This is a genomic window from Microcoleus sp. w2-18bC1 (assembly GCF_036700365.1).
Taxonomy (GTDB): Bacteria; Cyanobacteriota; Cyanobacteriia; order Cyanobacteriales; family Microcoleaceae; genus Microcoleus.
In genome coordinates, this window is the sequence record NZ_JAUBOS010000023.1 from 1 (window position 1) to 14893 (window position 14893).

Annotated in this window: 11 protein-coding genes and 1 pseudogene; 2 read left to right on the forward strand and 10 right to left on the reverse strand. The window is 45.7% G+C overall.

Annotated features, from left to right (window positions below):
- Positions 1–74 precede the first annotated feature (74 nt).
- The 5 genes and pseudogenes from QT979_RS14420 to QT979_RS14440 all read right to left on the reverse strand — a co-directional run.
- A pseudogene (locus QT979_RS14420) lies at positions 75–314 on the reverse strand (four helix bundle protein); the annotation flags it as partial.
- Between the two features lie 119 nt (positions 315–433).
- On the reverse strand, positions 434–952 hold the full coding sequence (gene ilvN, locus QT979_RS14425; protein ID WP_333210829.1) for an acetolactate synthase small subunit: 519 nt from the start codon (positions 950–952) through the stop codon (positions 434–436).
- A 351-nt stretch (positions 953–1303) separates the two neighbouring features.
- Positions 1304–2116: a carbon-nitrogen hydrolase family protein gene (locus QT979_RS14430; RefSeq protein ID WP_333080387.1), complete on the reverse strand. Its 813-nt coding sequence runs from the start codon at positions 2114–2116 to the stop codon at positions 1304–1306.
- Between the two features lie 252 nt (positions 2117–2368).
- Positions 2369–2497 (reverse strand): photosystem I reaction center subunit IX, encoded by a 129-nt coding sequence (gene psaJ, locus QT979_RS14435; protein ID WP_015174876.1) that lies wholly within the window; start codon positions 2495–2497, stop codon positions 2369–2371.
- Positions 2498–2614: 117 nt separating this feature from the next.
- Positions 2615–3103: a Photosystem I reaction center subunit III gene (locus tag QT979_RS14440; RefSeq protein ID WP_333210827.1), complete on the reverse strand. Its 489-nt coding sequence runs from the start codon at positions 3101–3103 to the stop codon at positions 2615–2617.
- A 330-nt stretch (positions 3104–3433) separates the two neighbouring features.
- On the opposite strand from QT979_RS14440, the gene tsaD reads away from it, so the two are divergent.
- Positions 3434–4507: a tRNA (adenosine(37)-N6)-threonylcarbamoyltransferase complex transferase subunit TsaD gene (tsaD, locus tag QT979_RS14445; RefSeq protein ID WP_333210825.1), complete on the forward strand. Its 1074-nt coding sequence runs from the start codon at positions 3434–3436 to the stop codon at positions 4505–4507.
- A 123-nt stretch (positions 4508–4630) separates the two neighbouring features.
- Positions 4631–5119: an N-acetyltransferase family protein gene (locus QT979_RS14450; RefSeq protein ID WP_333310700.1), complete on the forward strand. Its 489-nt coding sequence runs from the start codon at positions 4631–4633 to the stop codon at positions 5117–5119.
- A gap of 205 nt (positions 5120–5324) precedes the next feature.
- On the opposite strand, the gene QT979_RS14455 is transcribed toward QT979_RS14450, so the two are convergent.
- The 5 genes from QT979_RS14455 to nrdR all read right to left on the reverse strand — a co-directional run bounded on the left by QT979_RS14455 (position 5325) and on the right by nrdR (position 14872).
- A complete protein-coding gene (locus QT979_RS14455; RefSeq protein ID WP_333310702.1) occupies positions 5325–6065 on the reverse strand; it encodes an HAD family hydrolase in 741 nt (246 codons plus the stop codon).
- Positions 6066–6308: 243 nt separating this feature from the next.
- Complete coding sequence (locus tag QT979_RS14460; protein WP_333310704.1) at positions 6309–10523, reverse strand: chemotaxis protein CheB; 4215 nt, start codon at positions 10521–10523, stop codon at positions 6309–6311.
- A gap of 233 nt (positions 10524–10756) precedes the next feature.
- Positions 10757–12166, reverse strand: a complete 1410-nt coding sequence (locus tag QT979_RS14465; protein WP_333310706.1) for an adenylate/guanylate cyclase domain-containing protein — start codon at positions 12164–12166, stop codon at positions 10757–10759.
- Between the two features lie 399 nt (positions 12167–12565).
- Entirely contained in the window at positions 12566–13675 is a 1110-nt protein-coding gene (locus QT979_RS14470) for a 30S ribosomal protein S1 (protein ID WP_333310708.1), read from the reverse strand.
- 639 nt (positions 13676–14314) lie between these two features.
- Complete coding sequence (gene nrdR / locus QT979_RS14475; RefSeq protein WP_333226654.1) at positions 14315–14872, reverse strand: transcriptional regulator NrdR; 558 nt, start codon at positions 14870–14872, stop codon at positions 14315–14317.
- Positions 14873–14893 lie beyond the last annotated feature (21 nt).

The following is a 14893-nucleotide window of genomic DNA, read 5'->3' on the forward strand; positions in this document are numbered from 1 at the left end:
TTAGCAGGCATTCACTTTGTCTGAATATCATTATGTTATATTATACCACTATGCGTTTTAAATGCACAACAGCTTAACCAGTGTCTTGTTTCGTTTAAGGAGCCTCTGGCAATTTTAACAAAACGCTGATTATCTTGGCAGCTATAGCGTCCATGTCCTTCTACAATATTAGCACCAACACTATCAGCAGATCGCACTATTTGTTTGCCCATCGTATCCTTCGTAAACTCGTCCCATTTTTTAACAATAAACCATATTTCGTTTGATATTTTTTCAGCTAATTGATAAACTTGTAGCTGTTGAAAGCTTTCCATATTAGCTCCTTTAACATAGTTGATGGCAAACCGTCAACTGCCAACAGTCAACAGTCAACCGTCAACAGTCAACCGTCAACAGTCAACCGTCAACCGTCAACCGTCAACCGTCAACTTCCTTAAACTTTCGCTTCCAAAGACTTGAGAAACTCAGTATTTACCCCCGACTCGCGCGTCAGGGCAATTTTCCCAGTACGAGCAATTTCCTTAATCCCAAATCTATTCAGAACCTGGACGATCGCCACCATTTTACCGGGATCTCCCACAACTTCCAATGTCAGCGTATCATCACCAATATCCACCACTCGCGCTCTAAAAATTTGAGCTAACTCAATGATCTCCGATCGCGCCCCGCTAGCAGCATTAACTTTCAGCAACATCAACTCCCGTTCCACACAGGGAATTTCCGTTATATCCTGAACTTTAAGCACGTTAATCAACTTGTACAGTTGCTTTGTCAACTGTTCGATAATTTGGTCATCTCCGGGTACAACCATCGTAATCCGAGACACTCCCCCTTGTTCCGCCGGGCCAACGGCCAGACTTTCAATATTAAAACCCCTACGGGCAAATAAACCAGCAATTCGAGTGAGGACACCCGCTTCATCTTCAACTAAAACCGAAAGAGTGTGTTTCATTTCTCCAAAAAGACGCATTTCGTGCAATTCTACTTTCGCTAATTCACCTTTTAGCAGAAGTGCACGCCCATTGAACCTGCCTTAGACATTTTATCGCGAGTTATTGGCCGTTCATCTGCAGGAAAAAACAATATCATTAAGCTGTCGGGGCCAGAGTCACCTCCGATCGACAATATCACTCATAGATCGGCGTAAATCCGCCCCCTCCCGCTTATTGTTGTCGATCGCACGCACATGATCTAAGTAATTGTGTGTACGAACCTACACAATTACTTGATCGAATAAAAAGTTTTCACGTCGGTTGGCCCAGTAGGACTGAAATTTTGAGACCCAATGGGTCTCAAAATTCCTTCACAGAAAAACCCGGTGTTGCAGAGATGGCATCTGGCGGCGGACTTGTTCTAGTCGATCGGGATTAATTTCTGCAATTGCCACACCCGGTTCGTCTCCAGCATCCGCCAAAACCACACCCCAAGGGTCTACAATCATCGCGTGACCGTGAGTTTGACGGCGACCGTAGTGACGGCCAGTTTGTGCGGGGGCAATCATATAACAAGTATTCTCGATCGCCCTAGCTTGCAACAAAACCTTCCAGTGATCCTTGCCAGTGTAAGCAGTAAACGCCGCCGGCACGAACAAAATATCAGCCCCCTTGTACGACAAATGCCTGTACACTTCCGGGAACCGCACGTCATAGCACACCGAAAGTCCCAGCGTCCCCAACTCCGGCGACACATAAACCGGCGGCAAATCTTCACCAGCTTTCACAGTGTTCGATTCCCTGTAAGTAATACCGTCTGGCACATTCACATCGAACAAATGTACTTTTCTGTACCTTGCCACTTCAGTGCCGTTTGGGTCTACCAGCAAACAAGTATTGTATACCTTCCCTCCCTCCGTCGGCACTGGAAATCCGCCGCCCAGAATCGTTACCTGGAATCGCTGGGCCATCGTTTTGAGGAATTTTTCGCTTTGGATGCCGATCGCCTCTGAAGAAGCAATCTTTTCCTCCTCTTCTCCCATAAACGAGAAATTTTCTGGTAAGGAAACTAACTCCGCACCCCGACGCACTGCCAGGTCGATTAATTCCTCTGCCTGAACCAAATTTTTTTGCAGGTCAGGCAAGCTAGTCATTTGAATTGCTGCGGCGAGATAAGACTTCATCGATTCACAATATTAGTCATTAGTCATTAATCATTAATCATTAGCCATTAGTCATTAGTCATTGGGAACTAATTTGATAACTAAATAGTTTAGATCCTTGGTTTTCACCCATTTAGGCGCTGGTTTTGTACTCAATGCTCCAGTTTGAGAGTTTTGATATTTGAGCTTTGAAATAACTTGATAAATCACCGCTCCAACTTCAAAACTCTCAACTTTTTTTTCTAGGTTTAGGAACCTAAATCCACTGATTTTTTATGGCATCGGATGGAAAAGCAAGTCTGGGAAAAAACGGTTGAATTCAATTAAAATTCCCGCCGTTATCACCATCCAAGCTGCTGCCAATACTGGTGCGGTCGAAAGATACTTCAGAAAGTATTGCATGAATACTGCTCCTCAAAAGTCGAGACAACTTAAATTATGCGAACCGATTTTAGATTAAGGATTTTAGGCTGGGAATTTGTAAACCAACTAAAATCTAAAATCTAAAATCCCAAATTGCTAGCGCGGCGAAACAGTAATTTCGTCGTCCTTCGCAAACATTTCACCAGTGGTGATTTCTTTGAGAGCTGCTAGAGGCCACAAAAAGCCACTCAGCATCAATGGGACTGCCTTTGGAACATCGATAATAATCTCTTTTTCCTCAGGAGAGCCAGATTTTTTGGCTGCTTGCAGATAAGAACGGCCTACCCAACCAATCCAACCAGCAATATACAAGAACAGCACGCTGGGAATCAAAAAGTCTCCGGCTTTGCTCAAATTGCCGTCTACGATTAAGTGCGGGTATCCTTCCGGGCCGCACATAGCTTGAGAATAGCGATCGAATCTTGCTTTGGCAGATGCGGGGTCGCCATTCGTAGAACGGGCATTTTTAGCCAGTTCCTTGAATTCGGGAGAGTCCTTGCACGGCACTAAATTGTAAGCCGAAGCAACTGGAGCAAAACTGATCCAGACACTCAACACTAAAATTGCAGCAAACAATCGTCGCATGGAATTGTTTCCTTTTGTTACAAAACAATAAGTTTTTGTACAAGCATTTCAACTTGCCGATCTGGAATCCAGATTACCGTGTTTGTTGACAGTGTAAAGTATCCATCATTGATGCGGCAAATCCCAATAGAATGAGGGATTAGCGTTTTCATAGGTCAATGCTGAGCTAGCAATACCGTGAGGATATTCCTTCTTTGCATCCGATGATGGTCTTACCTGTCGATCGGGCAAAAATCCCTTAACAATAACCTGAGTACAGGTAGAGCGGGGGACTTGCGCCGAATTAGTTAAGCTAGCAATAACTAACCTATCAAATAAAATTACCAGTTAATGGCAACCATTTTCGCGATCGAAACAAGTTGTGACGAAACAGCAGCAGCGATTGTTAAGAATCGTCAAGTTTGCAGCAATGTTGTAGCATCACAAATTAAAATCCACGAGCAGTTTGGCGGGGTAGTGCCGGAAGTGGCTTCGCGGAGTCACCTAGAAATGCTCAATCAGGTAATTGCCCAGTGTCTCGGTGAAGCAAACCTGAGTTGGTCAGAAATTGACGGCATTGCAGCGACTTGTGCCCCCGGTTTAGTAGGTGCATTGTTAGTCGGGCTGACAGCGGCGAAAAGCTTGGCAATAGTCCATCAAAAACCTTTTTTAGGCGTCCACCACCTCGAAGGGCACATCTACGCTTCTTACCTTACCGAACCCGACTTGCAGCCACCGTTTTTGTGTTTGTTAGTTTCCGGGGGACATACTAGCTTTATTTACGTCAAAGATTGCGGTGTTTATGAAACAGTAGGACACACACGCGACGACGCCGCTGGCGAAGCTTTTGATAAAGTTGCGAGACTGTTGCAGCTAGGATATCCCGGCGGGCCCCTGATTGACAAATTGGCCGCCCTTGGCAATCCCCAAGCATACCCTCTACCAGAAGGCAGAATTTCCTTGCCTGGTGGTGGCTACCATCCTTACGACAGTAGTTTTAGTGGCTTGAAAACTGCTGTTTTGCAATTAGTACAGAAACTCAAGAAACAAAATAACAATGTGGGTGCCGAAGACCTCTTGCCTGCCTCTACAATTAATGATATTGCGGCCAGCTTTCAGGAAACAGTAGCTAAGGGTTTAACAAAAAGAGCGATCGACTGTGCCGTAAATTTCGGGCTTACCACTATTGTAGTCGGCGGCGGAGTTGCAGCAAACAGCGGACTGCGAAAACACTTACAAGCAGCAGCAGGAAAACACAACTTGCGAGTATTGTTTCCGCCATTAAAATATTGTACGGACAACGCAGCAATGATTGGCTGCGCGGCGGCAGAACACTTGCAGCGAGGACACAAATCGCCGCTAACTTTGGGAGCAAATTCAAGAATGGGTGTCAGCGATATTATGGAACTGTACAAGAGTCATTAGTTATTAGTCATTAGTCATTAGTTATTAGTCATTAGTCATTAGTCATTAGTTAACTGTTGACTGTTAACAGTTAACAGTTAACAGTTAACAGTCAACAGTCAACAGTCAACATTCAACCCAACGATGAAAATCCGCGACGCAGAAGAAAGCGATTTGCCAGCAATTGTCCAAATATATAACGCAGCAATACCGGGCAGAATGGCCACAGCAGATTTAAAAGCAGTCTCAGTCGAAAGTCGCCTCCCGTGGTACAGAGAACACTCTCCCAATTCCTGGCCGATTTGGGTAATGGAATCAGAACAAAATATTGTTGGCTGGCTGAGTTTTCAGATTTTCTACGGACGCGCTGCCTATCAGCATACAGCAGAAGTTAGCATCTACGTTGCACCCGATCGCCAACGCTGCGGAATCGGACAAAATTTATTGCAATCGGCAATTGTGCGGAGTCCAGAATTGAAGCTTAAAACTCTCATAGGAATTATTTTTGCTCACAATCAGCCGAGTGTAAAATTGTTTGAGAAATTTGGCTTTCAGCGGTGGGGATATCTGCCACAAGTTGCGGAACTTGACGGCTTTGAAAGAGATGTCGTAATTCTGGGTTTGCGTTGTTAGCTGTAGGGAAACGGCAATGCCCATTGGTGTCAACTTAAGGTCAAACGTAATACCGGTCTGCTGTTTGACGATTAGGCCTCGATCCCCCCTAGCCCCCCTTAAGAAGGGGGGGGGACAGGAAGCGCTCAAAGTCCCCCTTCTTAAGGGGGATTTAGGGGGATCGAGACTACGGTAGAAGCGAGATTTTCCAGGCTCTGATGTTTGCTCAATCTGCTAAAATTGTAATTTCATCCAAAGATGCGATCGCCACATCCGCATTTTCCAAATGACTAACCTGGGCCTTTCCCCAACAAATCCCGATACAGCCAGCCGCGCCCGCATTTTTACCCATCTGAATATCGCCTGCTGAATCTCCTACCATTAAAGTTGCTGCGGGATTTACTCCGAGTTTCTCACAAGCTTGCAAAAACAATTTCGGATCGGGTTTGTGAACCGTTGAATCCACTCCCATTTCTAACTGAATCCACTCGGCCAATGCGTGGTGTTTCACAAACTTCTGCACAACCTCCGTCGTAGCCGCCGAAAGAATTCCCAGTTTTAAACCCGCTTCCGAAAGATATTTCAGCACTTCCAAACTGCCGACAAATAGAGGAGAAACAGCACTATTTTTAAACATTTCGTCAGCTTCGTCAAAAGCGCGGCGCGCAATAGTTAAAGATTCCAGCCATCCTCTGCCGGTTTCGGCGATGTATCCCGCCGCCACAATCTCATTTTCCCTACGACTACCGACTGCTAGCAAGCCTGTGGGGTCGATGCTGCCGCCTTCGATGCCGAAAGCCATTTGTAAAGGCTCTCCAACGCCCGGAATTTGAGCGTCTGCGAGGCGCGCTCGCTTAATTCCCAACAGTCTCAAAAATTCTTGAGAATCCTCTAGAGTGCCGTCTTTGTCAAAGATTACGGCTTGGATATTCGAGAAGGTAATGCCCCGACATTTAATATTTACCAAGAATCTGAACTCCGTAATTTTTATATTTTTTTATATCTTCCCATATTGCGCTATTTTTGGCAATTCTTAATTGCCCGCGATCGTTGTAATACTACAAAATTATGTCCAACATTAGACATCTCCAATAATCATTATTGTGGAACAGGCAAGATGCCTGTTCAAAACAGGCTTTTCTGGAGCTAACTATTGTTGTAATCCTACAAAATTAGGACACAACATTGTTGTGTCCCTACAATCAATAAACTAAAATCGTCCTACTAAATTAGCCACCATTAATCCTAGTACAACCGGCTGAATCGGCTTAACCATATGCCTTTGAAAACCAGCTTCGATCGCCCTTTCGCGTTCTTTATCGCCCGCATAGGCAGTCAGCGCCGCGGCGGGGATTTCTCCTCCGGCTGCTGCTGCAAGAGCTCGCACTTCTCGAATTAAGAAATACCCATCTTCCTCTGGCATTCCGATATCGGAGATGAGCACGTCATATCTGCCCGGATTTTCAGTCAAAGCAGCGATCGCACTTCTGGCAGATGCAACTGCCAAAACCTCCGCCCCGTAGCCTTCAAGCACAAATTGTAAAAAGTCGCGGGTATCGATCTGATCGTCTACGGCTAAGATGTGCAAGCCTTCTAGAGAGGGGACGCGATCGCTAGAGGCGTTTAAAGGCCCTACCAAAGCAGTTGACTTTAAATCGATCGCCGATGTCAACTCTGGCGGTAGGGATCGCAACGGCAATCTCACAGTCATTGTAGTTCCTTGTTCCTCACCCGGACTTTCGGCTTGCACAGTTCCCCCGTGCAATTCAACCAGGTGACGCACGATCGACAAACCCAATCCCAGCCCTTGATTCCCTTTAACGCTGCTGGAATCGCCTTGATGAAAACGATCGAAAATATACGGCAAACATTGTGCATCAATCCCTTTCCCCGTATCGCTGACTCGAAGTTGAGCATGATTCTCAATCGTCGATAGCAGGATTTCCACTCGTCCCCCCGCCGGAGTAAACTTAATCGAGTTAGACAGAAGATTCCACACAACTTGCTGCAAGCGATTGATATCCCCTAAAACAGTCGTAGGAATCAACTGCGAAACAATTTGAATGTTTTTTGCTTCGGCTGATAATTGAACGCCCTCCAGCGCCGCTTGCACCACTAACCGCAGATCGATCGGACAAATGCACAGTTGAAGCTTGCCACTGGTAATCCGGGAAATATCCAGGATATCTTCGATTAACTGAGATTGGGCCCTCGCGCTGCGCTCGATCACCTCTAGAGCCTTAGTAACGGCTGGTTCCTTCAGTTTCCCGGAACGCAGAATTTGTGACCAGCCCAGGATCGGAGTCAAAGGATTGCGTAATTCGTGGGAGAGATTCGCGAGAAATTCATCTTTACTACGGTTGGCTGCTTCTGCCTCGTGGCGGGCAAACTGTTCCTGCAGTAATAACTGCGATCGTACTGTCTCCAACTGCTTGCGCTGCGTGATATCCTCGATCGACAACAGAATCATTAAAGCTTGATCTTCTCGTTCAAGTTTACAAGCATTCAGCAGCATGGTTTTGGGCCCGATATTATCAAACAGGTGATCCAACTCAAAGTTTTCAAGCTGAACATCACTAACCAGAATATCTTCCAGAATCCATCGCACTTGGGGGATATTCCACTGCCCGTTGCCTAGCTCAAACAGCGAAGATTTTGCTGTTTCTGACGGTGAAACCTGAAACATTTCATAGAACGATCGATTTGCTTTATTCACTCGGAAATCAGCATCTAGGACGACTAAAGGCGTTTGCACAGTTTCCACAATGGTTTCAGCATAATTTCGGGCCTCCTCCAAGGTTCTGGCACTGCGTTTAAGAGCATCAATATCGAGCAAAACCATCACCACACCGTCAATCTGGTTTTCCGTTGTCCGGTAAGGACGAATGCGGAGGTTGTACCAATATCCTGATAAAGTTTGAACTTCTTGTTCTTTCGTCTGGAGAGTATCAATCACCTCCAAAATCATCTGTTCCAAGTCAGGAACGTTCAGAGTTGAGCGGATGTCGCTAAAAGGTCGTCCAACATCTGTGGGAATCACACTAAAAATTTGCTGTGCCGTTGGCGTAAAGCGTCGAATCTGTAAATCGTTTGTCAGCATTAAAATAGGGATATTGATACTGGAAAGCAAATTTATCAGATCGTTATTCACTAGGCTTTGTTCAATATTTCGGCTGCGAAGTTCATCGTTAGTGGTAGTGAGTTCCTCGTTAGTGGCTTGAATCTCTTCTTTGGCAGTTTCTAACTCCTCATTGGTGCTTTGCAACTCCTCGTTGCTTGATAGGATTTCTTCGTTCGCAACTTTGAGGTCTTGGTTGAGACTTTCCTGATCCTGGATCACCGCTTGCAGTTGGGCTTGAGCCGCAGTTTTTTCTTGGTTAGCGGCTGCAAGTTGCTGCCTCAGCAGCTCAATTTCGCGCACTAAATCAGCTTGCTCGAAGCTTTCAGAAGGGAGAGTGCTGAGGTTAAGCACCGTGGGTGAAGCCTCTTCAAATACCACCAAAAAGTAGCGTCCTTCGGCCGCCTGTGGCTGGAACGGAATCACCTCAAAATTGACGATACTCGATCGTCCGCCCACTTCAAGCAATACCCTTTCTTTCCTAATGCTTACGTTCTGCGTTTGTGCCTGATAAATCGCGGTGCGAAGCTCAACCAGCAAGCCTGCCCTTGCCATTGCCAGCAAGTTTAAGTCGGGGGTTCCGGCTACCACTCTCAAGTAAGGATCGATGTCTCCCCGCACTTGCAGGATTTTCATCTGCTCGTTGACAACCACACTGGCTGGGGCATATCGATTTAAAATCAGTTGGTCAGTTTCTTGTTGTAAATCCAAGCTATTCGTAAAATTGTTTTTCACTTCCTGCCGTTCACGTGCTTTAGCGACGGGATAGGAACTCGGCGTAAACGAAAAATTGGGACGAGTCGCAGCCAACTTTTTGGCATAAATTTTAGACTTTTTATCCACTGAAGTAAACAAGTAGGAAAATTCTCCGGTACTCTCAGAAGTGCCTAACAAGAGAAAGCCCGTTGGCTTAAGACTGTAATGGAAAATCGGCATCACTTTTTTTTGCAATGACTCTCCCAAGTAAATCAGCACATTGCGACAGCTAACTAAATCGATATTGGAAAAAGGCGGGTCGCTGCCTAAGTCTTGTCGGGCAAATACACAAAGTTCGCGGACTGCCTTGCTGATTCTATAGCTACCTCTTGCTTCGGCAATAAAGAAGCGAGTACGTCGTTCTGGTGAAACATCTACCATCTGGTTTTCTGAGTAGACGCCAGACCTCGCTTTGCCAATTGCCTGTTCGCCAATGTCCGTGGCAAAAATCTGGATCGGTGGCTGGATGGCTCGATCGCCCAAAAACTCTAACAAGCAAATGGCGATCGAATAAACTTCTTCACCTGTCGAACATCCCGCCACCCAAATCCGAATCGGAGTTTCGGCCGATTTATTTTGAATAATCGTGGGGAAAACCAGTTCTTTTAACTTTTCAAAGGCTTCGGCGTCACGGAAGAAACTGGTAACGTGGATCAGGATTTCTTCATACAGGGCTGTGACTTCAGCCGAATTGTGTCGAAGATGTTGGGCGTAATCATTCAAGCTTTCAAGCTTGTACAACACCATCCGTCGCTGGATGCGTCGCCCGATCGTGGTGGGTTTGTAGTGGCTAAAATCAACGCCTGTAGTGGATTTCAGCAGCGCAAAAATAGTTGCCAGGGCATCTCCCTGTTCGGGGGATTCCTCAACTTTTGTCATGGCAAGCGGGCCAGTGAGAAGGGGATTGTGACTATAGTTTGCCAGTTCCTCGGCAATTTTTTCCGGTGGCAGAACGAAATCGACATTTCCTGTGGCAACAGCGGTATTCGGCATACTATCGAATTTTGCTGTGTCTTGACATTGAGCAAAAGTCATGCCTCCGGCTGCTTTGATTGCCTTGAGTCCGAGTGAACCGTCTCCGTCTCCCCCGGATAAAACTACGGCGATTGCTTTGTGCCCGCGATCGATCGCCAATGAGGTAAAAAACGCATCTCCCGGCATATATTTGCCATAAATCTTCTCGCGCGGTGAGAGTTGCAGCACGCCTTTATATACCACCATCTTGGTGTTGGGCGGAATAACGTAGACTTGATTGGGCTCTACAGCTACGCCGTCTTCTACCTCATTAACAGGCATTTGCGTTGTTCTCGCGAGAATCTCGCTCAGCAGACTTTTGTGATTGGGGTCTAAATGCTGAATCAGCACAAACGCCATACCCGTATCGCTCGGTAAATGGCTCAGTAACTGCGTGAATGCTTCCAACCCTCCTGCTGAGGCGGCAATCCCAACAATGGGAAAGGGGGCATCGGTTTCGGTTAATTGTTCGCAATCGAGGGCGACTGGTGCGATGGCTTCGGGTGTATTTTCTGGAGATAATTGAGGAGAAGTCATGCTATGAAGTCGAGGACTTCAGCTATTCAGCAACCTACAGTTCTCGCAAGATGCCGCTGAAGAACCCGTACTATACTTAAGTATACCTTAAGTTATAGGTATTATGCAACTCATTTAATGAGTAAGTATACTGTTGGAGTCATTATCTTCTGAGCGCGATCGAACAACTCTATCTGCTGTTGGGGCGATCGCAACGAGAGGCTAGCAATAACTACTTATATTTGTTTACCTACTTAGCTTTTTTTAGCGACAAGTGTAGCAGACAGCGGGATTACTGATTCCGTGTTTATTCTAGCAGTATAAGTGACTTGTGCGCCTTGTATTCCTTTTAAATCTTCAACTCGTTTTTGAATTTCGGAGACTCCAGCAGTTTTTAATCCACTTAAAAATGCTTGGTCATGATAAACTTCTTCGGAAAACGAAACTTCGTCACTTTTAGAAAGATTTTGAATCCTGGCAGCTTTGTTGACTGTGGAGCCAAAATAGTCGATCGAATTATTGAGATTCACGAGCAAAGCCGTACCTCGGTGAATACCAATTCTGACTTGAATCCACTCTGCTTGTTGGCGAGTTGAATTGTATTTCCTGAAACTAGCCACAGCATCGGTGGCTGTCATAATTGCTTGTTCGTTGCTGATAAAAGAAGCCATGACGGCATCGCCGATGGTTTTAATTACTTTTCCGCCAAATTTCTCGATCGACTCAAAGAAAATTTCAAAATGGTCGCGGACAATATTGTAAGCTTTGGTATCTCCGAGCGTTTCGTACATTCTGGTAGAACCGGTAATATCGGTAAACATAATAGTAATCGCCCGAATCTTGACTCGCTCTCTTTCCGATATTACTTGATCGCCAAACAAACGCTTATAATCCGGGTGATGAAGCAGTTGCATTCCTGACAGCCGCAGGGGCAGTTGTTCTAATGTCAGTTCATCGGGCAATTCATCTGAATGCAAAATCAGCCCGGACAAATTGTGTTCGGTATTAGTTAATTCGAGCTTAACTTTTCCGGGACGCACGGCCAGCTCTTTTTTATCGAAATCTGGGCCGGCCAACTGCTGGAGTTTAATTTCTTGTATCTCTTCTGTTTCTTCGCCTTCAACCTTTAAAATCCCTTTAGCTAAAGTCAGGGGACAGCAGTAGCGATATCGACCGTTTTCTAAGGTGACAATCTCGGATTCGGTGCAGTATAAAGGCGTTACCAGTTGCAGTTTGCTTTGGAGTACGGGAGGGGGAGCGCAGACGGGTCGCAGTTGCGGGTCTTCGATTTCTTTGTTCAGGGAAAAAGTAACTTCGACGCGATCGAGCAAATCAATTTTAAACTCGCGATCGCACATCGGGCAAAAAGACATTTCTGATGTGTCTGCCAAATCTTTAAATTCTTCTGTAATCATGTTGCAGTGGGGGCAGTGAATATCCCAGTGCAAGTCGAAGGCACCGGCTTTTACTCCGTGCAGAAATTCGGAAGTAATTTTTTTAACATTCTTGACTGTCTCGCCTGCTACGTAGTAAGGATTAATTCTCAATCTCTGCAAAATGTGGGAACCGGTTAACCAGTTTTCAATTTGGTCGATCGTTCCTTTGCTCGAATTGGGACGTTTTTTTAGCTGTTCTAATTTTTCTTTTAAGAGTTCGATGTTCATGATCCACTTGCCTTTGAGCGTCAGGGCAAGAAATTTCTAAGTATTATTTTGTGTAATTTGCTTGTCTAGTTTGTTTTTGCCTGAGAATGCTGATGAGTTTGCACTTGTGCGGATGTCCCTGATGTTTGTAAATCTTAACAAATTAGCAGCGTAAAGGCTAGGTTTATTTAGGCAGATTGATCGCGCTGCCACTTTTTTTGATTCAAAGTGCGATCGCTGCATCGGTCTACAGAAATAGGTTAAATCTCGGTAATTAAGAATGGGGAATTGGCAACTGGGAATTGTCAACCACCGAGCAGCGACTAATGACTAATGACTAATGACTAATGACTAATGACTAATGACTAACTCAAAAAAAAAGAGGGAAAATTCCCTCTTTTAATCACATTAACTGTGATGTTATTCTTCCGTCGCAGGAGGGATTTCTTCCTCTACATCTAATACTGCTTCCGGTGCTGCTTCCGGTGCTGCTTCCGGTGCTGCTGCTTCCGGTGCTACATCTTCTGGCAGATCCTCTTCCATTGCTGAGGGCACGTCTTCGAGTATTTCGTCGGAGATATCATCAGCATCGATGGAATCTACAGGAATGTCGATGCCTGCTTTAGCTTGCTTTTGAGCCAGCATTTTCTCGCGGAACTTAGCTGCCATTTCCTCAGCTTTTTCGTATACCAATTCGCGATTTTTGACCATCGCGCCCGGTTCCGGTTCCAACTGCTTGGTGGAGAGAGAAATCCGGCCCCTCTCGGCATCCAAGTCAATGATCATCACTTTCACTTCGTCGTTGACATTGAAGACGCTATGAGGCGTATCGATGTGATCGTGTGAAATTTCCGAGATGTGCAACAAGCCGCTGACGCCGCCGATGTCGATAAAGGCACCGTAAGGCTTGATACCGCGTACTGTACCGATGACGACTTCCCCGACTTCGAGGCGGTTCATCTTGCGCTCAACTAAGGCGCGACGATGACTCAACACTAGGCGGTTGCGGTCTTCGTCTACCTCTAAGAATTTTAATGGTAATTCTTCGGCGACTAATTCTTCCTTCGGTTTGCGGGTACTTATATGAGAACCGGGAATAAAGCCTCGCAAGCCTTCTATTCTCACGAGTGCGCCGCCGCGGTTGGTGGCAAATACTTGCGATCGTACTGTGGCATCTTCTGCTTGCAGTTGTCGCACTCTTTCCCACGCCCGCATATACTCGATGCGCCGGATGGACAGGGTTAATTGTCCGTCTTCATTTTCATCGGTGAGGATGAAAAATTCTCTGGTTTCGTTTGATTGCAATACCTCTTCAGGGCTTTCCACTCGATTGATGGACATTTCCTGAATGGGAATGTACGCTGCTGTTTTAGCACCGATATCAATCAGAGCGCCCCTGGGTTCTATACTAAAAACTGTACCCGCTACTACATCGCCCGGGCTAAAGTGATAGTCATATTTATCAAGTAGGGCTGCAAAATCTTCGTGAGTAAAGCCGATGTCTTTGACTGTGGTTTTGAGATTGACCATGCGAATAGTTTCCTAGGATTTCTCTCCTTCATGTTTTTCGTTTGTGCCGGCAGATATTCGAGATTTTGGTGAAAAAGCGATTAACTTTTTTCAAAATCTTTTACTAAAGTCAGTTTTCGCTAACTTTTGCCAGGTGCAACTGCACACCAGCGCTTGCCATTACTGTTACTCCATACTCTGTGTTAAAACGTTGCATCTTAACATTCCGAGTCAAGTAGACTATTTTGACACTCTCAGGTATAAATAAACTGAGATTCTTCGTTCAACGAGCCGACTTGCTGGCGACAGGATTACTCCAGTCTAAGTAGAGGTCGGTTTCTCCAGAAGCGTAAATTTCGGTATGTCCTACCGTATTTAATTAGTCACCGAGCTTTAGTTAGGTTTTGTTCAAATGCGAGCTTTCCTAAACTGCAACACCGTTAGGTGTGACTACGCACTCAACTAATCCAGTTAAGTTTTTACGTTGTCTAGTTATACTCTATTTTAGACCGATGACGATCATATCACACCCAGGACTCTTACTGAGAAAAAAGAACACTCGATCGAATGAGAGTCCCTTGAGTCGCTATTTCTCCCGGCCTTCCTCGCGACACGGTTTTCAATCTCCCAGAATATATCGATAAATTAATTTAAGCGAGCTTAGCTGGGAGTAGCGCAGGATGCTGGGCTTTCTCGATCGACTGCTTCGGAATCCGGCAAATCTGCGTCAAAATTTGTCTCCGTTTCTGTATCTTCAGCTTCGTTGAGGGGATTCTGAAGGTGATTTAGGGTATCTACAAAATCTCGGATGCCTCGAAATTGACGATATACGGAGGCAAAACGGACATAAGCGACTTCGCTGAGCGGCCGCAGGTGCAACAGCACCAGTTCCCCTATTTCTGAACTGGCGATTTCTCGGAGCGATCGACCTTGGAGTTGGGCCTCAATTTCTTCTGCCAGAGTTTCGAGATGCCCCGAAGACAAACCGGTTTTTTCGCAGGCCCGAACCAATCCCCTAACTAATTTTGACCTGTCAAAAGATTCGCGCTTGCCGTCCCGCTTGATCACCGTAATCGGCACAAATTCTATGCGTTCGTAAGTTGTGAAGCGGTGCTGGCAGTTCAAACACTCACGCCGCCGACGGATGCTTTGACCTGATTCGGCTGAACGCGATTCTAAAACGCGACTATTTGTGTGTTGGCAGGAGGAACAGCGCATGATTGCTGATTTTAAAAGGCA